Annotated in this window: 21 protein-coding genes; 9 read left to right on the top strand and 12 right to left on the bottom strand. The window is 70.7% G+C overall.

The genetic code is table 11. The annotated features are described in order from the left end of the window. Positions 1–6: 6 nt before the first annotated feature. On the bottom strand, positions 7–864 hold the full coding sequence (locus tag ACWD5F_RS40210; protein WP_401713166.1) for a PHP domain-containing protein: 858 nt from the start codon (positions 862–864) through the stop codon (positions 7–9). A 145-nt stretch (positions 865–1,009) separates the two neighbouring features. Next, positions 1,010–1,651: a DUF6758 family protein gene (locus ACWD5F_RS40215; RefSeq protein WP_401713169.1), complete on the bottom strand. Its 642-nt coding sequence runs from the start codon at positions 1,649–1,651 to the stop codon at positions 1,010–1,012. 184 nt (positions 1,652–1,835) lie between these two features. Between ACWD5F_RS40215 and ACWD5F_RS40220 the strand changes: the two genes are divergently transcribed. Next, a complete protein-coding gene (locus ACWD5F_RS40220) occupies positions 1,836–3,062 on the top strand; it encodes an MFS transporter (protein ID WP_451261157.1) in 1,227 nt (408 codons plus the stop codon). A 30-nt stretch (positions 3,063–3,092) separates the two neighbouring features. Here the strand turns inward: ACWD5F_RS40220 and ACWD5F_RS40225 are convergent, their stop codons facing one another. Beyond that, complete coding sequence (locus ACWD5F_RS40225; RefSeq protein ID WP_451261158.1) at positions 3,093–3,677, bottom strand: suppressor of fused domain protein; 585 nt, start codon at positions 3,675–3,677, stop codon at positions 3,093–3,095. Positions 3,678–4,176: 499 nt separating this feature from the next. On the opposite strand from ACWD5F_RS40225, the gene ACWD5F_RS40230 reads away from it, so the two are divergent. Then, on the top strand, positions 4,177–5,292 hold the full coding sequence (locus ACWD5F_RS40230; RefSeq protein WP_451261159.1) for a magnesium and cobalt transport protein CorA: 1,116 nt from the start codon (positions 4,177–4,179) through the stop codon (positions 5,290–5,292). 49 nt (positions 5,293–5,341) lie between these two features. Continuing rightward, a complete protein-coding gene (locus ACWD5F_RS40235; protein WP_451261176.1) occupies positions 5,342–5,854 on the top strand; it encodes a hypothetical protein in 513 nt (170 codons plus the stop codon). Between the two features lie 47 nt (positions 5,855–5,901). On the opposite strand, the gene ACWD5F_RS40240 is transcribed toward ACWD5F_RS40235, so the two are convergent. Next, complete coding sequence (locus tag ACWD5F_RS40240; protein ID WP_451261160.1) at positions 5,902–6,645, bottom strand: hypothetical protein; 744 nt, start codon at positions 6,643–6,645, stop codon at positions 5,902–5,904. Positions 6,646–6,868: 223 nt separating this feature from the next. Here ACWD5F_RS40240 and ACWD5F_RS40245 point away from each other — a divergent pair, with 223 nt between their 5' ends. The 3 genes from ACWD5F_RS40245 to ACWD5F_RS40255 are packed head-to-tail and all read left to right on the top strand — an operon-like array spanning position 6,869 to position 9,972. Continuing rightward, positions 6,869–8,221: a magnesium transporter MgtE N-terminal domain-containing protein gene (locus tag ACWD5F_RS40245; protein WP_451261161.1), complete on the top strand. Its 1,353-nt coding sequence runs from the start codon at positions 6,869–6,871 to the stop codon at positions 8,219–8,221. Beyond that, positions 8,214–8,795, top strand: a complete 582-nt coding sequence (locus tag ACWD5F_RS40250; RefSeq protein WP_401713185.1) for a DUF1003 domain-containing protein — start codon at positions 8,214–8,216, stop codon at positions 8,793–8,795. The genes ACWD5F_RS40245 and ACWD5F_RS40250 overlap by 8 nt, the downstream gene beginning before the upstream one ends. Before the next feature lie 43 nt (positions 8,796–8,838). Then, positions 8,839–9,972: an Mrp/NBP35 family ATP-binding protein gene (locus tag ACWD5F_RS40255; RefSeq protein ID WP_451261162.1), complete on the top strand. Its 1,134-nt coding sequence runs from the start codon at positions 8,839–8,841 to the stop codon at positions 9,970–9,972. A gap of 94 nt (positions 9,973–10,066) precedes the next feature. Here ACWD5F_RS40255 and ACWD5F_RS40260 read toward each other — a convergent pair whose 3' ends face one another. The 5 genes from ACWD5F_RS40260 to sigE form a co-directional block, all read right to left on the bottom strand. Then, positions 10,067–10,738, bottom strand: coding sequence for a hypothetical protein (locus ACWD5F_RS40260; RefSeq protein WP_451261163.1), 672 nt, complete (start codon positions 10,736–10,738; stop codon positions 10,067–10,069). Between the two features lie 237 nt (positions 10,739–10,975). Then, positions 10,976–11,437 (bottom strand): sec-independent translocase, encoded by a 462-nt coding sequence (locus ACWD5F_RS40265; protein WP_451261164.1) that lies wholly within the window; start codon positions 11,435–11,437, stop codon positions 10,976–10,978. A 202-nt stretch (positions 11,438–11,639) separates the two neighbouring features. Then, the gene (locus ACWD5F_RS40270) at positions 11,640–13,205 is read right to left on the bottom strand and encodes a trypsin-like peptidase domain-containing protein (protein WP_451261165.1); all 1,566 of its coding nucleotides are present in this window, start codon (positions 13,203–13,205) and stop codon (positions 11,640–11,642) included. Between the two features lie 135 nt (positions 13,206–13,340). After that, positions 13,341–14,396, bottom strand: coding sequence for an anti-sigma factor family protein (locus ACWD5F_RS40275; protein ID WP_451261166.1), 1,056 nt, complete (start codon positions 14,394–14,396; stop codon positions 13,341–13,343). Then, the gene (gene sigE / locus ACWD5F_RS40280) at positions 14,393–15,100 is read right to left on the bottom strand and encodes an RNA polymerase sigma factor SigE (protein ID WP_401714395.1); all 708 of its coding nucleotides are present in this window, start codon (positions 15,098–15,100) and stop codon (positions 14,393–14,395) included. The genes ACWD5F_RS40275 and sigE overlap by 4 nt, the downstream gene beginning before the upstream one ends. 313 nt (positions 15,101–15,413) lie before the next feature. On the opposite strand from sigE, the gene ACWD5F_RS40285 reads away from it, so the two are divergent. After that, complete coding sequence (locus ACWD5F_RS40285) at positions 15,414–16,046, top strand: O-methyltransferase (RefSeq protein WP_123997922.1); 633 nt, start codon at positions 15,414–15,416, stop codon at positions 16,044–16,046. 79 nt (positions 16,047–16,125) lie between these two features. Here ACWD5F_RS40285 and ACWD5F_RS40290 read toward each other — a convergent pair whose 3' ends face one another. Then, positions 16,126–16,293: a DUF3117 domain-containing protein gene (locus tag ACWD5F_RS40290; RefSeq protein WP_003966491.1), complete on the bottom strand. Its 168-nt coding sequence runs from the start codon at positions 16,291–16,293 to the stop codon at positions 16,126–16,128. A 377-nt stretch (positions 16,294–16,670) separates the two neighbouring features. Here ACWD5F_RS40290 and chcB point away from each other — a divergent pair, with 377 nt between their 5' ends. After that, positions 16,671–17,480 (top strand): 2-cyclohexenylcarbonyl CoA isomerase, encoded by an 810-nt coding sequence (gene chcB, locus ACWD5F_RS40295; protein WP_451261177.1) that lies wholly within the window; start codon positions 16,671–16,673, stop codon positions 17,478–17,480. Positions 17,481–17,555: 75 nt separating this feature from the next. On the opposite strand, the gene ACWD5F_RS40300 is transcribed toward chcB, so the two are convergent. Together ACWD5F_RS40300 and ACWD5F_RS40305 are read right to left on the bottom strand one after the other, a co-directional pair. Then, a complete protein-coding gene (locus tag ACWD5F_RS40300) occupies positions 17,556–18,143 on the bottom strand; it encodes a DNA-3-methyladenine glycosylase I (protein WP_451261167.1) in 588 nt (195 codons plus the stop codon). Then, the gene (locus tag ACWD5F_RS40305) at positions 18,140–18,493 is read right to left on the bottom strand and encodes a DivIVA domain-containing protein (RefSeq protein WP_401714396.1); all 354 of its coding nucleotides are present in this window, start codon (positions 18,491–18,493) and stop codon (positions 18,140–18,142) included. The genes ACWD5F_RS40300 and ACWD5F_RS40305 overlap by 4 nt, the downstream gene beginning before the upstream one ends. Before the next feature lie 131 nt (positions 18,494–18,624). Here ACWD5F_RS40305 and folP point away from each other — a divergent pair, with 131 nt between their 5' ends. Next, positions 18,625–19,485, top strand: a complete 861-nt coding sequence (gene folP, locus ACWD5F_RS40310) for a dihydropteroate synthase (protein ID WP_451261168.1) — start codon at positions 18,625–18,627, stop codon at positions 19,483–19,485. Positions 19,486–19,604: the final 119 nt, after the last annotated feature.

Raw genomic sequence — 19,604 nt, forward strand, 5'->3', positions numbered from 1 at the left:
TGGGTGTCAGGCCCCGCCGGTCCCCGGCACCGGGAACGCCCCCGTCGCACGCCGCGTGATCTCCCCGTACACCTCGGGATCCGTGACGTACTCGCCGAGCACGCACGTCTTGCGGCTGCCGTGGTAGTCGCTGGACCCGGTGGTGAGCAGCCCCAGTTCCTTCGCGAGGCCCCGCAGCCGCGCCCGCGTCTCCAGGTCGTGGTCCATGTGGTCGACCTCGATGCCGTCGAGCCCCGCGACGGCCAGCTCGGCGATCGCGGACTCCGGCACGGTACGACCGCGCTTGCTGGCGCCCGGATGCGCGAACACGGTGACACCGCCGGCGGCCTTGACCAGCCGGATCGCCTCGAAGGGGTCGGTCTCGTGCTTGGGGACGTAGGCCCGGCCGCCGTCGGCGAGCCACTGCTGCGTGAACGCCTCGTCCACCGTCGCCACCACGCCCAGTTCGACCAGCGCGGTCGCGACATGCGGCCGGCCGACCGAACCGTCCCCGGCGATCCGCGCCACCTGCTCCCAGGTCACCGGCACCCCGGACTCCTGAAGCCGCGCCACCATCGCCCGGGCCCGCGGCACCCGGTCGTCCCGCACCAACTCCCGCTCGGCGAGCAGCGCCGGCTCCTGCGGATCGAAGAGGTACGCCAGCAGGTGCATGGACACCCCGTCGATACGACAGGACAGCTCGGCCCCGGTGACGAGCGTGAGCCCCTCCGGCAGCGCGGCGATCGCCTCGGCGTACCCGCGCGTGGTGTCGTGATCGGTCAGCGCGACGACGTCAAGACCGGCATCGGCGGCATTGAGCACCAGCTCGGCGGGGGTGTCCGTACCGTCGGAAGCGGTGGAGTGGGCGTGCAGATCGATACGCACTACGCGAACTCCAGCGGGTTGACGGAAAAGGGGACCGCCCAAGACTAACGGCTACGCCAACCGACCCAGGGGCGCGGGGAACTGCGCGACCAGCCCGACACAACCCGCACCCGCCCCAAAAACAGAACCCCCACCCCAGTAGGCGCTACGGCTGAAGCAAGCGCGGCGCCAACGCCCCACAAGGCACCAGCTCCACCTCCGCCCCCGCGTCCCGCAGATCCGTGAGCACCAGCTCGTCGTACATCAACAATCCCGACTGCTCGGGCCACACCACGGCCCACAGCCACAGCCCGAGCGCCTCACCCGCGAACACGGCCCGGTCGTCGGAGGCACCGGCGACATGCCAGAGCGGCGTCGGCCGCCCGGCCGCGAGCACCTTCGCCTGCGGCGGCTTCTCCACGTTCATGTACGGCCCGGGGTCCGGTCCGTCGATCCCCGCGTACCGCGCGCCCAGGCCGACACCCAGTTCCTCGGCGACCAGGATCAGCTCCCCGATCCCGCCGAGCGGGCCGGGACCGGAGCACGCCACGGCCGTCGCACGACCCCCGCTGCGGTCGTCGCCCGCGCAGGCCACGCCCGTGAACAGCCAGCCGACCGGCAGCGGCCACGGCATCCACACCGGCACCTGCGTGCGGTGCACGACGACTTCGAGGGCCTCGACGCTGGGCGGGATCACGGGCTGCAGCGGATGCACGGTCCCGTGCAGATCGCACTGCCAGGAATCGGCGAAGAGTCCGGGAGCCCTGACCCGGCCACCACACTTCGGGCAACTGGGTTCGCCCCTCATAGGGCCCCACGGTCCTACCCTCGCTCGCGCACGTCAAGGACGATCACCCGTCCGGACGGAAGCCTTACCGAGCAGAACTACATGTAGCTTGCATTAATTAGCCCACCTAACTTACTATGTGCATATACCAACTATCTCCCAGTCGGAGAGCAGCGAGAGAGGTGGAGGAAGCATGCACGACCGCATGGACGACCCATTCGACGCGGGAGCGACCAGCATCCTGCGACAGCCCAAGTCCGTATGGGCGACGGCCGGCGCGTCCGTGGTCGCCTTCATGGGCATCGGACTCGTCGACCCGATCCTGCCGTCCATCGCCAAGGGCCTGGACGCCACGGCCAGTCAGGTCTCGCTGCTCTTCACCTCGTACTTCCTGATCACCGCCGTCGCGATGCTGGTCACCGGCTTCGTCTCCAGCCGTATCGGCGGCCGCAAGACCCTGCTGCTCGGGCTCGCGCTGGTGGTCGTCTTCGCCGGTCTCGCGGGCACCTCGAACTCCGTCGCCGAACTCGTCGGCTTCCGCGCGGGCTGGGGTCTGGGCAACGCGCTCTTCGTCTCGACGGCCCTCGCCGTCATCGTCGGCGCGGCGGCGGGCGGCAGCTCCGCGGCGATCCTGCTGTACGAGTCGGCGCTCGGCCTCGGCATGGCGTGCGGCCCGCTCCTCGGCGCGCTGCTCGGCGACGCCAGCTGGCGTTACCCGTTCTTCGGCACCGCGTTCCTGATGGCGATCGGCTTCCTGTGCATCACGGTGTTCCTGAAGGAACAGCCGAAGCCGACGACGAAGACCTCGATCCTCGACCCGATCAAGGCGCTCGGCCACGGTGGACTCGCCTCCGCGGCGGCCTCGTCCTTCTTCTACAACTACACGTTCTTCACCGTGCTGGCCTTCACCCCGTTCGTGCTGGACATGACCCCGTACAAGTCGGGTGCGGTGTTCTTCGCCTGGGGCGTCCTGCTCGCCGTCTTCTCCGTGTTCGTGGCACCGCGGCTGCAGGAGCGGTTCGGTTCGCTGAAGGTGCTCGGCGGTTCGCTGGTGCTGCTCGCGGCGGACGTCCTGGTCCTCGGCTACGGCGACCACACCGCGGCCGTCGTCTGCACGATCCTGTCCGGCGCCTTCATCGGCGTGAACAACACCGTCTATACGGAGCTGGCGCTCGGTGTCTCGGACGCGCCACGCCCGGTGGCGAGCGCGGGCTACAACTTCGTCCGGTGGTTCGCGGCAGCGGCGGCGCCGTTCTTCGCGCCGAAGATCGAGGAGTGGAGCGACATCCACATCCCGTTCGTGGTCGCCGCGGTCACGGCGTTGTTGGGCGCGGTCGTGGTCGTCGTAAGGCGCAAGGCGCTCACGCACGAGGCGGCGGAGCTGGAGACGCGGCACGCCGTCGAGGACAGTGTCACGGTCTTTGCCAACTGAAGCTTTTCGGCCACCGCCCGGTGAGCTTGCTCACTCCAGCGGGACGGACCTGCGGGACGGATCCCGCAGGTCCGTCCCGTTCGTCAGCCAGCGCTCCTGGAGGGCCTGGGCGCCGTGGACGCGTTTCCAGGCCGCCTCGTTCGGGGTCATCGGGAGCAGCGGCAGGAAGCGGACCGGGTCGAGGGGGGCGTCCAGTTCGAGGTCCTCGACCAGTCCGCCCGGCTCGGCCACCAGGACCGAGGTGAACGGGGCGCCGGGCCACAGCGGCTCCCCCACGTCGAGGGAGGCGCCCGGGGCCACGACCACGCCCTCCACCTGCGGAGACGCGGCGAGCACGGCGAGCGGGCGGAGCGCCTTGTCCGTATCGGCGAGTCCGGCGCGGACGGAGAGGACGAGTTCGGCGCGCGGTCCCGCGACCGGGTCGGCGAGCATCGCGGCGGGGTCGCTCATCGGCTGCGCGGACATGCCGAGCGTGGCGTAGCGGACGATGTCGCCCTCCTGGAAGCGCAGCACCTCGACGCGGTCCGTGCCGAGGAAGGTGACCGCCGCGCGCGCGTCCGGCTCGCCCAGCGCGGTGCGCAACCGGGCCTCGACCAGAGGAAGAACATCAACCATGTCGCGAGCATAGAACTCGTCAGTACCGGGCAAAGCGGCGGCTTGACACTTCGGGTCACTGCTAGTCTTGCCCGGTGGTTCGGGGCAGCACGCTTGAGCGTCGCGATCAGGTCCCGACGCCGACACCACTCCCTTTCGAGGGATTGAGACTCCCTTACGAGGGACCGGCCGGAGGAGGTGGGGCTGTCATGGATCGAAGTCGACCGTGCAGTACCACTCGTTCTTCCGCCCGCTGATGCAGCTGCTGTGACTCCGGCAACCGCCGCCTCTCACACTCGCGTCCTCGCACGGAAGAGCACTTCATTCCGTTTTGCCTGATCTCTGTGATCTGTCTGATCTGAAGCAGTAGCTGATCCAGCAACGAAGCTCCGCTGCCGCGACGATGCGGTGCTCCCCGCTTTGTGGACGTGCCAAACACACCCGCAGTCAGGACGTCCCCATTCCGGGTAGTTCCACCCGTCGCCGCCGCCCTTTGTTGCCTGTCACGAAGGAGCCTGCCATGTCGATGATCCGTGACCTGCGTGCCGCAGTACGCCCGTCGCGTCCCTCGCTGCGCAAGGACACCGGCGCGTACGACACCACCCGTGACCCCGGCACTCCGTCGGCCGTCGTCGACTGCGCCGTCTACCGCGACGGCACCCGCGTCGTGACGCCGACGCCGTGCACTCCGCACGAGGCGATGCGGCAGGTGCGCCGCGACGGGGGCTTCGTGTGGATCGGTCTGCACGAGCCGACCGAGGCCGAATTCGCCGGTATCGCAAGCGAGTTCGGGCTGCACCCGCTGGCCGTGGAGGACGCCGTCCAGGCCCACCAGCGCCCCAAGCTGGAGCGCTACGACGACTCCCTGTTCACCGTCTTCAAGACCATCCACTACGTCGAGCACGACCAACTCACCGCGAACAGTGAGGTAGTTGAGACCGGCGAGGTCATGTGCTTCACCGGACGGGACTTCTTCATCACCGTCCGGCACGGCGGCCAGGGCTCGTTGCGCGCGCTGCGGCACCGGCTGCAGGACGACCCCGAGCTGCTCGCCAAGGGCCCCTCGGCCGTGCTGCACTCGATCGCCGACCACGTCGTCGACGGCTATGTCGCGGTCGCCGACGCCGTGCAGGACGACATCGACGAGGTCGAGACCGAGGTCTTCTCGCCCGGGCGGGGCGGTATCTCGCGCGGTGTCGACTCGGCCCGGATCTACCAACTCAAGCGTGAGGTACTGGAGTTCAAGCGCGCGGTGTCGCCGCTGCTGCGGCCCATGCAGCTGCTGAGCGAGCGGCCGATGCGGCTGGTCGACCCGGACATCCAGAAGTACTTCCGGGACGTCGCCGACCACCTCGCCCGCGTCCAGGAACAGGTCATCGGCTTCGACGAGTTGCTCAACTCGATCCTCCAGGCCAACCTCGCGCAGGCGTCCGTCGCGCAGAACGAGGACATGCGGAAGATCACCGCGTGGGCCGCGATCATCGCCGTACCGACGATGGTGTGCGGCGTGTACGGCATGAACTTCGAGCACATGCCCGAGCTGCACTGGCGGTACGGGTACCCGATGGTGATGACCTTCATCGTGGGCGTCTGTCTGGTCATCCACCGCACCCTCAAGCGCAACGGCTGGCTGTGAGGGTGCCGGGAGCGGCGCTGGATAGGCTGCGCCCATGACCGCGGAGCCGATGCCAAGCGAGCTGCTCGACCAGGCCCTCGTCGAGGAGGCCACGAAGAAGTCCGGCCTTGTCTGGGTCAACGGTCCCGGCGTCCCTGCGCGCGCCCTGTGGCACGTCTGGCACGAGGGCGCGGCCTGTCTGGTCGGCGACGGTCCGGGCGAGCAGCCGCTGCCTGGGCTGACCGACGGCGGCTCCGCCGACGTCACCGTGCGCAGCAAGGACAAGGGCGGCCGGCTGGTCTCCTGGTCGGCGCAGGTCGTCGAACTCACCCCGGACTCCGAGGCGTGGCAGGCGACGGTCGCCGAGCTGAAGGGCAAGCGGCTGAACGCCCCCGACGGCGAGGCGATGCCGGAGCGCTGGGCGCGCGAGTGCCGGGTGCTCCGCCTGGTTCCTACGGGGGCTGTGGCGCCGTTGCCCGACGGGGATCTGGCGCAGGCGCCGCTGCCTTCACCGGCGACCACGCGTCAGCCGGCTCCGGCGGGGCTGCCGCGGCTGCTGTTCCGCAAACGGCGACGGAAGTAGCGGTCGGTACGCGGAAGTGGCTGACGGCGAGGGCGAGTTCGGTCCCGCTACGACGTCGGCAGCTGCTTGCCGTAGTCCACCGTTTCGTCGTCCTTCGGTTCGGCCAGGGGGAACTGTTGGCCCCAGGCCGAGAAGGTGAGGGTGCCCGCGCCGCCGGCGCGTTGCAGCCGGAGGGGGTAGGGCTCGCCCTTCAGGGAGACGTCCAGCGTGCCGCCTGAGCCCTCGTCGCCGGTGATGCGGATGGTCCGGGTGCCCGACTGCTCGTGGTGGCCGGCCGTCGCGAGCGTGCCGTGCAGCGTCAGCAGTCCGTCGAGGAGGACGTCCTTCTCGGTGAAGCCACTGAACTTCTGGTAGGAGGGGTCACCCTTGGGCACCTTCACGTACTTGCCGTCGAGCGAGCTCGCGGCGCCCGCGTCCGAGCCGCCGTCGGCCTGGTTCCAGAACGCCGCGTCGGCCTTCAGGTACAGCTGCTCACCGACGCGCAGCAGCCCGAAGGCCACCCCCTTCGAGGTGACCGAGCCGGTGCCGCCGTCGGCCGACAGCCGCATGTCGAGCGTGTACGTCCGCCCGTTGGTGACGACGTTCCCGGCAAGCCGCACCGCCGTGGCGGAGTCGGCGGCCGCCTTCGACTTGGACTGGATCGTCGCGGCCGGCAGCTTGCCGACCCCGTTCGTGCCCGCGTCCGGATCCTCGCTGCACCCCGTGAGCAACCCGGTCCCCGTCACCACCAGCGCGCACACCGCGCTCACCAGCGCGACTCTGCGGGTACGGCCCTGGGCAATCACGGTCACGGCTGGGGCTGCCTTTCTGTCGCGGGACGGAGGCAGCGTACCGGGGCCGCGCGGACCGAACGGAGCCGGTCCGTCCGGACCCCCTACCAGGGCGGACCCGATCGGGACGGGCTAGCCTGAAGGCCGTCCGAGCGGGCAATTCGGAAAAGGAACACCGTACGAAACACCCGTAGGAAACCATGCGGAACACCCGTAGGAAACAGGAAGAAAAGGAGGCGCGTTCATGGCAGCGGGCGCCCCTTCCCGGATCTTCGTCTCGCATCTCGCGGGCGTTCCCGTCTTCGACCCCAACGGCGACCAGGTGGGCCGGGTCCGCGATGTCGTCGTCATGCTGCGCGTGGCCCGGCGCCCTCCGCGCGTGCTCGGCCTGGTCGTCGAACTGACCACGCGCCGCCGGATCTTCCTGCCCATGACCCGGGTCACCGGCATCGAGTCCGGCCAGGTCATCTCCACCGGCGTGCTCAACGTCCGCCGATTCGAGCAACGGCCCACCGAGCGCCTCGTGTTCGGTGAGCTCCTCGACCGGCGGGTCACGCTCGCCGAGACCGACGAGGAGGTGACCGTCCTCGACCTGTCGGTGCAGCAGTTGCCGGCCCGCCGGGACTGGGAGGTCGGCCGCGTCTTCGTGCGCAAGGGGAAGAAGGGCGGCGCCTTCAGGCGGGCCAGGGGCGAGACGCTGACGGTGGAGTGGTCCGCGGTCACCGGCTTCTCCCTGGAGGAGCACGGACAGGGCGCCGAGAGCCTCCTGGCCACCTTCGAGCAGCTGCGCGCGGCCGACCTCGCCAACGTCCTGCACCATCTGGCCCCCAAGCGGCGGGCCGAGGTCGCCGCCGCCCTCGACGACGACCGCCTGGCCGACGTCCTCGAAGAGCTGCCGGAGGACGACCAGATCGAGATCCTCGGCAAGCTGAAGGAGGAGCGCGCCGCCGACGTCCTGGAGGCGATGGACCCGGACGACGCGGCCGACCTGCTCGGCGAACTGCCGGAGGAGGACCAGGAACGGCTGCTGAACCTGATGGAGCCCTCCGACGCGGCCGACATGCGACGCCTGATGTCCTACGAGGAGCACACGGCCGGCGGTCTGATGACGACCGAGCCGATCGTGCTGCGCCCCGACGCGACCGTCGCCGACGCCCTCGCGCGCGTGCGCAACGCCGACCTCTCCCCCGCGCTCGCCGCCCAGGTCTACGTCTGCCGGCCGCCCGACGACACCCCGACCGGCAAGTACCTCGGCACGGTCCACTTCCAGCGCCTGCTGCGCGACCCGCCCTACACGCTGGTCAGCTCGATCCTCGACGACAGCCTCCAGACCCTCGACCCGAAGGCCGCGCTGCCCGTCGTCGCCGGGTTCTTCGCCACGTACGACATGGTCGCGGCGCCCGTGGTCGACGAGGCCGGGTCGCTGCTGGGCGCGGTGACCGTGGACGACGTACTCGACCACATGCTGCCCGAGGACTGGCGGGAGACCGAGTTCCACCTCGACGAGACCGAGGAATCCGAAGAGCCCGCCGAACCCGACGAACCCGATGGACGCGACGAACCGATCGAAGGGGAGGAGGCGACGGCGCATGGCTGAGCGTGAGAACGGCCGCGAGCGCACCCCGGCGGGGGCGACGGCGAGCACGCGCGCGAGGGCCCGGCTGGACCAGCCCCGGCCGGCGCGGCGCCGGCTCCTGCCCGAGTGGGACCCGGAGGCCTTCGGACGGTTCTCGGAGCGCATCGCACGGTTCCTGGGCACCGGGCGGTTCATCGTCTGGATGACGGTCGTCATCATCGCGTGGGTGCTGTGGAACATCTTCGCGCCGCGGGATCTGCGCTTCGACAACTACCCGTTCATCTTCCTGACGTTGATGCTGTCGTTGCAGGCCTCCTACGCGGCCCCGCTGATCCTGCTCGCGCAGAACCGGCAGGACGACCGCGACCGGGTCAACCTCGAACAGGACCGCAAGCAGAACGAGCGGTCCATCGCCGACACCGAGTACCTGACCCGCGAGATCGCGGCGCTGCGCATCGGCCTCGGCGAGGTGGCGACCCGCGACTGGATCCGCTCCGAGCTGCAGGACCTCGTCAAGGAGATAGAGGGCCGGCGGGACGGACACGTCGTATTCCCGGCAGAACGGTCCGCCGGGCGTGACGCAGACGACCGTTGAGGGGCTGGCCGAAGGGCCCCCTCGGCGCCGTACCATCGACCCTATGGCTAGCGAAGACGCGGTGCGCCAGGCACTGGCGACGGTGAACGACCCCGAGATCAACCGGCCCATCACCGAGCTCGGGATGGTCAAGTCCGTGGAGATCGACGCGGACGGAGCGGTCGCGGTCACCGTGTACCTCACGGTCTCCGGCTGCCCGATGCGGGAGACGATCACGCAACGCGTGACCGATGCGGTCGCCGCGGTCGACGGTGTCAGCCGCGTCGACGTGACCCTCGACGTGATGAGCGACGAGCAGCGCAAGGAACTCGCGACCGCCCTGCGCGGTGGCAAGGCCGAGCGCGAGGTCCCCTTCGCGCAGCCCGGCTCCCTCACCCGGGTCTACGCGGTGGCCTCCGGCAAGGGCGGGGTCGGCAAGTCCTCGGTGACGGTGAACCTGGCGGCGGCGATGGCGGCCGACGGCCTCAAGGTGGGCGTCGTCGACGCCGACATCTACGGCCACTCCGTGCCGCGCATGCTGGGCGCCGAGGGGCGTCCGACCCAGGTCGAGAACATGATCATGCCGCCGTCGGCGAACGGCGTGAAGGTCATCTCCATCGGCATGTTCACCCCGGGCAACGCGCCGGTGGTGTGGCGTGGCCCGATGCTGCACCGCGCGCTCCAGCAGTTCCTCTCGGACGTCTACTGGGGCGACCTGGACGTCCTGCTCCTGGACCTCCCGCCGGGCACCGGCGACATCGCCATCTCGGTCGCCCAGCTGGTGCCCAACGCCGAGATCCTGGTCGTCACGACCCCGCAGCAGGCGGCGGCCGAGGTCGCCGAGCGGGCCGGCTCCATCGCCGTGCAGACCCACCAGAAGATCGTCGGCGTCGTCGAGAACATGTCCGGCCTGCCCTGTCCGCACTGCGGCGAGATGGTCGACGTCTTCGGCTCGGGCGGCGGCCAGTCGGTGGCCGACGGCCTCACGCGCACGACCGGCGCCTCGGTCCCCGTCCTCGGCTCCATCCCCATCGACGTCCGCCTCCGCGAGGGCGGCGACGAGGGCAAACCGGTCGTCCTGACGGACCCGGACTCCCCGGCGGGCGCGGCCCTGCGGGCGATCGCGGGCAAGCTGGGGGGCCGGCAGAGGGGCCTCTCGGGACTGTCACTCGGGATCACTCCCAAGAACAAGTTCTAGTCGGCGGACCCAAGGGGCGCGGGGCCGTATCGATGTGCGGCTCCGCCGCGTGGGCGCGACCAGCCACGCCGGCGGAGCAGTTCCCCACAAACGGCTACTCGTACGCGCCGATGTCCTTGATCACGGCGAACGCGAGCCCATAGGCACTCATCCCTCGCCCGTACGCCCCCACATGCACGCCCTCGGGCGTGGACCCGGCGAGAACCCACCCGAACTCGGACTCCCGGTAGTGGAAGGGCGTAGGCACCCCGTCCACGGGCAGGGACAGGGTCGACCAGTCAGCCCCCTCGAGGTCGTCCGCCAGAACCCAGGCGGTCTCCGTCTGCTGGTCCAGCCAGTCGTCCCGCAGCGAGTGGTCCATCTGCCCGGGCCAGGTGAAGGACAGCAGCCCCACGCCGGCCAGCCAGGCCGCCGAGGAGACCGACGTGGCCTCCAGCAACCCCGTCCCGTCCGCACTCCGCCGGGACGGGCTCGCGGCGACGGTGACGACGACCGCGAACTTCTCCTTCGGCTCACCGGCGGAGCCCACCGCGTATTCGTTCTTGACCGAGGGCTCGTCACCGTGCCCGATCGACCCGTGCTCGACGGCCCCGTCGGCCGCCGTACCGACCTGCATCAACCAGCGCGGCCCCGTGAAGGCCTCGTCGAGGCCGTACCACGGGAAGGGCGCCTGCAGGTAGCCGTCGACCGTGCGCCGGGCGGAGGGGACCTGTTGTCCACCCTCCGCGGTCGGCGCCTGTGCGACCGCCTGACTCGTCGTCTCCATGTGCCCGGACGCCTCCTCGTTCTCGTCGGGCCGAAGCGGCCCGCCCCCCTTCGGGCGGCGTTGCTTTTTCGCCGCCGGCCCGCACAACAACTCGGCAGCATAGCCACCCCGCCGCGGGCAACCGGGAAACCGCCGGGCGCGTGGGTCGCTCAGGAGGCCGGTTCAGGGCGCGCGAAGGCCCCACCGGGTATGAAACGCGTCACGTACGACGCAGGTGACCGGCCGTGTTCGTACGGCTCAGGTGGCGTCCGCGTCGAAGGGCGGGCGGTCGTCGTCCTCGGGCTTCTTGGTCATGTCGATACGACCGCCGGAGGCACCGGACGAGCCCGCCGAACCGGACGAGGAGGCGGAACCGGAGGAGTCCGACCGGTCGGCGTCGCGGCTCTGCACCGCGTCCGTGACCTCGGCCATCTCCTTCTTCAGGTTGAAGCCGTTGCGGATCTCCTTGAGCCCCAGTTCGTCATTGTCCAGCTGCTTGCGGATGAACGTCTTGGGGTTGAGGTCCTCGAGCTCGAAGTCCTTGAACTCCGGGCCGAGTTCCTGCCTGATGTCCTCCTTGGCGCTCTCCGAGAACTCGCGGATCTTGCGCACCGTCCGCATGACGTCCTGGATGACCTTGGGGAGCTTGTCCGGACCGAAGACGAGCACGGCGAGGACAACGAGCGTCACCAGCTCCAGCGGTCCTATGTCATTGAACACCTGATGCTCCTTGTGGTCCGGGCCGGATCCACGGTACCCGGCGATCCGCTTCGACCGGTACTGTCCCGAGCGCTCCGAGTGCGCCCGCATGCCGGTTTTCCCGGTTGTTTGCCTTGTGGACCAGGGGTCGTGACCTCACGTGTGAGGTTCCTGTCAGTTGCTGTCGGGGATCGGTCGGTACGAGGTTCGGTCGGTACGAGGTTCAGTCGCCGTCGGAGGAGCCGAGCACCAGCGAGATCGTCAGCTCCTTGCCGTCGCGCCGCACGGTCAGCTCCAGTCGGTCGCCGGGACGGTGGGCCCGGGTCTTGACGATCAGCTCCTCGCCGGAGTGGACGCGCTGACCGTCGACCTCGGTGATGACGTCGCCGGCCTTGATGCCGGCCTTGTCGCCGGGGCCGCCCGCGTTGACGGCGGGGTTGCCGCCGCTGCCCTTGGTGCCCACCCGGGCGCCGTCGCCGGTGTAGTCCATGTCGAGGGTGACGCCGATGACCGGGTGGGTCGCCCTGCCGGTGTTGATCAGTTCCTCGGCGACGCGCTTGGCCTGGTTGACGGGGATGGCGAAGCCGAGCCCGATGGAACCGGCCTGGCCGCCGCCGGAGTCCGAGCCGTCGTCGGCGGAACGGATCGCGGAGTTGATGCCGATGACCCGGGCCCGCGAGTCGAGCAGCGGTCCGCCGGAGTTCCCGGGGTTGATCGGCGCGTCGGTCTGCAGGGCGTCCACGTACGACACGTCACTGCCGTCGACGCTGTCGCCGGCCGTGATGGGCCGCGACTTGGCGCTGATGATGCCGGAGGTGACGGTCCCCTCCAGGTCGAAGGGGGCGCCGATGGCGACGACGGGATCGCCGACCTGGACGTTGTCGGAGTTGCCCAGCGGCAGGGGGCTGAGCCCCCGCACACCGCTCACCTTCACCACGGCGAGGTCGTATCCGCTGTCCCGTCCCACGACGGTGGCCTTGGCGGTGTCCCCGCTGTTGAAGGTCACCGATATCTCGCCGGAGGCACCGGCGGGTTCGACGACGTGGTTGTTGGTGAGGATGTGCCCGAGGTCGTCGAGCACGAACCCGGTGCCGGTGCCGGACTCCTCGGAACCGGTGACATGCAGGGTGACCACGCTGGGCAGGGCTCGCGCGGCGATCCCGGCCACACTGTCCGCGGCCCGCCCGACCGGCTCCTTGCCGGCCTGCGGCAGCTGTACGCCCCCCACACCGCCGTTGCGCTCCAGATACGCCCCGATGGCACCCCCGACGCCTCCGGAGAGCAGCGCGAGCGCCACGGCCCCGCCGACCAGGGCCCGCCGCAGGCGCCGACGCCGCGAGGCGACTCCGTCGATGGCCGCGCCGGTCTGCTGGAGGGGGGCGGCCGGGGCGGCCCAGGGGTCGTAGTTCTGCCAGGGGGTGGACACGGGCGTGGGGGAAGCGGCGGGGAGCGGCTGTTGGACCGGTGGGGCGGAGGCCCAGGGGCCCGGCTCGCCGTAGGGCGGGGTGCTGAAGGGGTCGGGGGCGTGCAGGGGTTCGGGACGCTCGTCGGGAACCTGGGGGGAAGGCGCGTCCGGTACCTCTGTCGGCGGCACGCTCTCCGGGCGCCTCAACTCGAAGTCACCCTCCGTGGAAGCCGGCCGCGCCAACTCGAAGTCGCCTTCCGCGGAAGCGGGCCGGGCCAACTCGAAATCACCGTCGGTGGAACCGTCCGTCCCCGCCGCCCCCGAAGGGTCCTGCGGGTGTGGACGATTCCACCACTTCGCCTTCGTCGGCTTCCCCTCGTTCACTGCTCTCCCCACAGCTGACCGCGACACGGCTCGTCGTCGGCGGTCGCGGTTCGTCGACTCCGCGCCCGACTGCCTGCACAGGGCGCGGCCCTCACAGGATTCAACCAGGTTCGCGAGCCGTGGCGCAGGGGCCGGTCAGCGGGCCGTGCGCGGAGAGGTGGGGGAGGTGGGGGAGGAAGGAGCGGAGGTCGTGTCGGGGACGGGTGCGGCGAGCAGGCTGCCGGGGGCCGTGACCTCCGGCGTGGTGGACCACGAGGTCAGGGCGAACGGCGAGGTGGTGCCGAGCGGACGTATCAGCGGGGACATGGCCGCGACACCGGACACCACAGGCGTGGCCAGCGTGTGCATGGTCTCCTCGCGTCCGGCGACCGCGGGGCTCGGTACACCGGGCAGCAGGGGCGCGGACACCGAGGTCGGGGCGACCGGGGCGCCGAGCGTGCGCTGGCTCTGGCCCTGTGCGAGCAGGGGGCCGACGGCGCCACGGCGCCGCTGGGACTCGGGCGCCGTCGCGGCTCCCGTGCCCTGCGTGCGCATCGGCGTCACGTTGCTGCCCGTGCCGGTGCCGCCGCGGGCGTCCGCGGTGTCGGTCGGGACGCCGCTGGTGACGCCACCGAGCGCGATCGCGGCCAGCGACACCGCGCCGGCGGCGACGAACGCGAACCGCATTCCGCGCGAGGCGGAGCGCTCGGCCTCGTGCCGGCTGACGTCGTGTATGCGGAACCCTCGGTCGGCCGCCGCGGGCATGGGGAGCGGACCGGGCCCGGCTGCCGGGGTGTACGGACGGGCCGGCACGTAACCGAACTCGAAGCGCTCGGCGCGCCTCAGTCCGAAGACCCCGGAGGTCCCGGCGCCTGCTCCGGCTCCGGCGGTGGGGCGGGCGGCGAAGCCGTCGGAGAATCCGCCCCCGCCGAACGGCGAGCCACCGCCGTCCGTGTCACCTACCCCGGGGAGCCCCTGGAGACGGGCCAGGAAGCTCTCGGAGGGCGGCGGGGGCGCCGCCTCCGCGAACACGTTCTTCAGGCGTCGCTGGGCGTCGGCCTCGGCCTTGCACTTGGCACAGGTGGCCAGGTGGGCGAGGACGCGCTCGCGCGACTCATGACCGAGCTCTCCGTCCACCAGGGCGGAGAGTCGGTCTCCCAGATGCTGCTCGGAAAAGCGCCCCTCGGCGGGGCTGGGTCGTGATCCACTCACGCGGTCGCGCCCCCTCCCCCCAGTGCGGGCACCCGTGGCACGAAGGAGGAACGGCGCTCGGCCGCCCTGGCTTCCGGCGAACGGTGCGCCAGGGCCTTGCGCAGCTGGGAACGGCCACGATGGATCCGGGAGCGGACGGTGCCGAGCTTGACCCCGAGGGTCGCGGCGATCTCCTCGTACGACAGTCCTTCGATGTCGCACAGGACGACCGCGGCGCGGAACTCCGGAGCGAGGGTGTCGAGGGCCTGCTGGACGTCCGCGTCGAAGTGCGCGTCGTTGAAGACCTGCTGGGGCGAGGGCTCACGGCTGGGCAGTCGCTCGGCCGCGTCCTCGCCCAGCGCGTCGAAACGGATGCGCTGCTTGCGGCGGACCATGTCGAGGAAGAGGTTGGTGGTGATGCGGTGCAGCCAGCCCTCGAAGGTGCCGGGCGTGTAGGTGGACAGGGAGCGGAAGACGCGGACGAAGACCTCTTGCGTGAGGTCCTCGGCGTCGTGCTGGTTACCTGTCAGGCGGTACGCGAGCCGGTACACACGGCCGCTGTGGGTGCTGACGATCTCCTCCCACGTGGGCGGAGTCCACGCCTGCCCGTCCGCGTCGGTGGAGAAAGTCGCGGTCTGGGTCTGGTCAGCGGCGTGGCTGGGGTCAGCAGCGGTGTCGTTCACGGATTTCGGCCTGCCCGCCGATCCGAGGAAGCGCCGCAGCACTCCTCCCCGATCCATAGGCGCAGCCGCACCTCCCCTGTCGGCTCTGGTGGTGTCCAGTGGAGCCCCTACCATAGCCACCTCGCCCGTTAGCTCCGGATAAGCGGTTTTACGAGAATTTGATGAGGACCGGCGTGGCTCGGGCGGCTGCGTCAGCAGTTGCTCGAGGCCCCGCTCGTCCCCCTGCTCGTCTTCGTGATCCAACTGTGTCCCCCCGCTCCTTCTTCCACCCCTCTAAACGCCTGGTCCCATCTGCGGGTTCCCGACGCCAGCGGATACAGTCACGCCCAGGCAACCACGGGGACAGGAGAGGGTCATTACCGGCAACCGGCAGACGAGCTGGGCGTTCTCCGACGCCTACGTCGCCGAGGACGAAGTGCTGCGCTGGGCCCGGGACCGGGCCCGTGAGGCGGGGCTGCGCTCGGTGTCGCCCGGCACGGGCTCCGCACTGCGTCTGCTGGCCGCCTCCGTGGACGCGAAGGCGGTCGCGGAGATCGGCACCGGCACCGGCGTCTCCGGTGTCCATCTGCTGCACGGCATGCGCGCGGACGGCGTGCTGACCACCGTGGACCCCGAGCCCGAGCACCAGAGCTTCGCCCGCCAGGCCTTCCGCGCCTCCGGTTTCGCCAGCAACCGCGCCCGCTTCATCCCGGGCCGTGCCCTGGACGTGCTGCCCCGGCTCGCGGACGCCGGCTACGACCTGGTCTTCTGCGACGGCGACCGGCTGGAGTTCCTCGACTACCTCGCTGAATCGTTGCGCCTGCTCCGTCCGGGGGGTCTGGTGGTCTTCGAGGGCGTCTTCGCCAACGGCCGCACAGTCGACTCGGGCCCGCAGCCCACCGAGGTCCTGCGGCTGCGCGAGCTGCTGCGCGCGGTGCGCGAGAGCCAGGAACTGGTGCCGTCGCTGCTGCCGGTGGGCGACGGCCTGCTGTGCGCGGTCAAGCGCTGACGGAACAGGAAGACGGGCAAACAGCTGCCCCGGCATCGAAGACGATGCCGGGGCAGTGACGGGTCTGGTCGCGTGCGCGTCAGCCGACGACCTTCTTGAGGGCGTCGCCGAGCGCGTCGGCCTCGTCAGGGGTCAGCTCGACGACGAGTCGACCGCCGCCTTCGAGCGGAACGCGCATGACGATGCCCCGCCCCTCCTTGGTCACCTCGAGCGGGCCATCGCCCGTTCGCGGCTTCATGGCCGCCATGCTCGTTCCCCTTCCTGAAACCAGCTCATCGTCAAAGCCGACGGCCCAAGAGGGCACGCGTGGCCACAGCGAGTGACTGGGACGCACGACACCGGCATCGAACACATTGCTTCCAGGCCATTATCCCGCATCTCAGGACCCGATGACCAACATCAGTCGGCATCGCTTGGGCAACGCGCGCGAGCAAAACCACTCAATTCGGCGATGTGACTGCGATACTCCGCCGCCGCACGGACTTCCGCGGACCGGAATCCGTCGAGATTTCTTTGACGCAGGTCACACGACCGCTCCGGTCCCCGGACGGTGATCTCCGCCATGCTGTCCTTCGGACAGGGGCGTACCGGACGGTACGCCCGAGCCGCGACACCGGAGGGGACATCACCATGGCCGACACCGTGCTCTACGAGGTGGGCGACGGACTCGCGACGATCACGCTGAACCGCCCCGAGGCGATGAACGCGCTGAACATCGCGACGAAGGTGGCCCTGCGCGAGGCGGTCGAGTCCGCGGCGGCCGACGACGCCGTGCGCGCGGTGCTGCTGACGTCCGCCGGCGACCGGGCGTTCTGCGTCGGGCAGGACCTCAAGGAGCACATCACGCTGCTGGCGTCGGACCGTGAGACCGGCTCCGGGCAGACCATGAGCACGGTGAAGGAGCACTACAACCCGATCGTGCGGGCGCTGACGCAGATGCCGAAGCCCGTGGTGGCAGGGGTCAACGGGGTCGCGGCGGGCGCCGGCCTCGGGTTCGCGCTCGCCGCCGACTACCGGGTGGTGGCGGACACGGCGGCCTTCAACACCTCGTTCGCCGGGGTGGCGCTGACGGCGGACTCCGGGATCTCGTGGACGCTGCCGCGCGTGGTGGGCCCCGGCCGCGCCGCCGATCTGCTGCTCTTCCCGCGCAGCATCAGCGCCCAGGACGCCTACGAGCTGGGGATCGCGAACCGGGTCGTCCCGGCCGGCGAGCTGCGGGCCGAGGCCGAGAAGGTGGCCCGCGCGCTCGCCGTCGGACCGACGGTGGCGTACGCGGCGATCAAGGAGGCGGTGGCCTACGGGCTCTCCCACTCCCTGACGGAGACCCTGGACAAGGAGGACGAGCTGCAGACGCGGGCCGGGCAGTCCGAGGACCACGCGATCGCGGTGCAGGCCTTCGTGAACAAGGAGAAGCCGAAGTACCTGGGCCGGTAGGGCCGGTACCGGGGCGAGCAGGGCCGACACGGGGTTTCCGCCGGGCGTGTCGGCCTTCGGAAGGACCCCTGCCGGTTACCGGTCGCCTCTGGCCGCGCAGTCCGCCAGGTGGTCGTCCACCAGGCCGCACGCCTGCATCAGCGCGTACGCCGTCGTCGGGCCCACGAAGCGCAGGCCGCGCTTCTTGAGGTCCTTCGACAGAGCCGTCGACTCCGGGGTGACCGCCGGGACATCCGCCAGCGTCCTGGGGGCCGGACGGGTGGCGGAGTCCGGGGCGTGGGACCAGATGAGGGTGTCCAGGTCGCCCGGAGCCCAGTCGACGAGCACGCGCGCGTTGGCGATGGTCGCGTCGATCTTGGCGCGATTGCGGATGATGCCCGCGTCGGCCAGGAGGCGTTCGCGGTCCTCGTCGGTGAAGGCGGCGACGGCCTCGATCTTGAAGTCGGCGAAGGCGGCACGGAAGCCCGGGCGGCGGCGCAGGATCGTGATCCAGGAGAGGCCGGACTGGAAGGCCTCCAGGCTGACCCGCTCGAAGAGGGCCTGGTCGCCGTGGACCGGGCGGCCCCACTCCTCGTCGTGGTACGCCACGTAGTCCTCGGTGGACAGCGCCCAGGGGCAGCGCAGCGCGCCGTCCGGGCCGGCGAGGGCGGTGCCGTCGCTCACTGCTGCTCCCCCGGGCCGTGCGCGGGCTTCTCCATGGAGATGTGGGCACCGGCACGGGCGCCCGCCAGCGCGGACTCCAGGTCGGCGATGCGCGCGTCGCGCTCCGCGAGTTCGGCGGCGACGCGGTTCAGGGCGTCGTCGACGTCCGCCATGCGGTAGCCGCGGGCGGCGAGGGGGAAGCGGAGTTCGTCCACGTCCGCGCGGGTGACCGGGCGGTCCGGCGGCAGCGGGTCCTGGAGCCGCTCGGGGGCCACCTCGGGCAGCGGGCCGTCGCTCTCTCCCCCGCCCACCACGGCCAGCGTCACCGCGGCCACCACGACGGCCAGGGCGACGACCAGGAACAAGAACATAACCATCGCTGTGGTCCCCAAACTCGATGTTCGGAAGCTGAATGTGTCAGGGTCCGATCGTGCCATGCGGGTCTGACAGTTAGGGTCGCAGGCGGCCGAAGACGGGCTCGTACTAGGAGAGGTCACAGGGGATGCTCAGGCTGGGCAGGCGCGAATTCGAGGCGCACGAGCCGGTGATCATGGCGATCGTGAACCGGACCCCGGACTCCTTCTACGACCAAGGGGCGACGTTCCTCGACGAGCCCGCCCTCGCGCGCGTGGAGCAGGCCGTGGCCGAGGGCGCGGCGATCATCGACATCGGCGGGGTCAAGGCCGGCCCGGGCGAAGAGGTGACGGCCGAGGAGGAGGCGCGGCGGACCGTCGGGTTCGTGGCGGAGGTGCGGCGGCGGTTCCCGGACGTCGTCATCAGCGTGGACACCTGGCGGGCGGATGTCGGGGCGGCCGTGTGCGAGGCCGGGGCGGATCTGCTGAACGACGCGTGGGGTGGGGTGGACGCGCGGCTCGCCGAGGTCGCGGCGCGGTACGGGGTGGGGCTTGTGTGTACGCACGCGGGTGGGGCGGAGCCTCGGACCCGGCCGCATCGGGTGGCGTACGACGATGTCATGGCCGACATTCTGCGGGTGACCGTCGGGCTCGCGGAGCGGGCGGCCGGGTTGGGGGTGCCTCGGGAGTCGATCATGATCGATCCGGGGCACGACTTCGGCAAGAGCACGCGGCACAGCCTGGAGGCGACGCGGAGGCTGGGCGAGATGGTGGACACCGGGTGGCCCGTGCTGGTGTCGCTGTCCAACAAGGACTTCGTGGGCGAGACGTTGGACAAGCCGTTGAAGGAGCGGGTGGTGGGGACGCTGGCGACGACGGCGGTGTCGGCGTGGTTGGGGGCGCAGGTGTATCGGGTGCACGAGGTGGCGGAGACGCGGCAGGTGCTGGACATGGTGGCGTCGATCGCGGGGTGGCGTCCGCCGGCTGTGGCACGACGGGGTCTGGCGTAGGACTTTCCTCGCCCCCGCCGCCCCTACCCGTCCCATCCTTCTGGGGCTCCGCCCCAGACCCCGCTCCTCAAACGCCGGAGGGGCTGAGTTACCCAGCCCGTCCGGCGTTTGAGGACGAG

The sequence above is a fragment of the Streptomyces sp. NPDC002499 genome, assembly GCF_053595415.1.

What these genes read in the sequence shown, in the direction of transcription:
- ACWD5F_RS40260 (WP_451261163.1), bottom strand. Translation starts at nt 10,738, where the DNA reads ATGGAGACGACGAGTCAGGCGGTCGCACAGGCGCCGACCGCGGAGGGT.
- ACWD5F_RS40225 (WP_451261158.1), bottom strand. Translation starts at nt 3,677, where the DNA reads ATGGTTGATGTTCTTCCTCTGGTCGAGGCCCGGTTGCGCACCGCGCTG.
- ACWD5F_RS40290 (WP_003966491.1), bottom strand. Translation starts at nt 16,293, where the DNA reads ATGGCGGCCATGAAGCCGCGAACGGGCGATGGCCCGCTCGAGGTGACC.
- ACWD5F_RS40220 (WP_451261157.1), top strand. Translation starts at nt 1,836, where the DNA reads ATGGACGACCCATTCGACGCGGGAGCGACCAGCATCCTGCGACAGCCC.
- ACWD5F_RS40250 (WP_401713185.1), top strand. Translation starts at nt 8,214, where the DNA reads ATGGCTGAGCGTGAGAACGGCCGCGAGCGCACCCCGGCGGGGGCGACG.
- ACWD5F_RS40255 (WP_451261162.1), top strand. Translation starts at nt 8,839, where the DNA reads ATGGCTAGCGAAGACGCGGTGCGCCAGGCACTGGCGACGGTGAACGAC.
- ACWD5F_RS40235 (WP_451261176.1), top strand. Translation starts at nt 5,342, where the DNA reads ATGCCAAGCGAGCTGCTCGACCAGGCCCTCGTCGAGGAGGCCACGAAG.
- ACWD5F_RS40245 (WP_451261161.1), top strand. Translation starts at nt 6,869, where the DNA reads ATGGCAGCGGGCGCCCCTTCCCGGATCTTCGTCTCGCATCTCGCGGGC.
- ACWD5F_RS40305 (WP_401714396.1), bottom strand. Translation starts at nt 18,493, where the DNA reads ATGTTCTTGTTCCTGGTCGTCGCCCTGGCCGTCGTGGTGGCCGCGGTG.
- ACWD5F_RS40230 (WP_451261159.1), top strand. Translation starts at nt 4,177, where the DNA reads ATGTCGATGATCCGTGACCTGCGTGCCGCAGTACGCCCGTCGCGTCCC.
- ACWD5F_RS40215 (WP_401713169.1), bottom strand. Translation starts at nt 1,651, where the DNA reads ATGAGGGGCGAACCCAGTTGCCCGAAGTGTGGTGGCCGGGTCAGGGCT.
- folP (WP_451261168.1), top strand. Translation starts at nt 18,625, where the DNA reads ATGCTCAGGCTGGGCAGGCGCGAATTCGAGGCGCACGAGCCGGTGATC.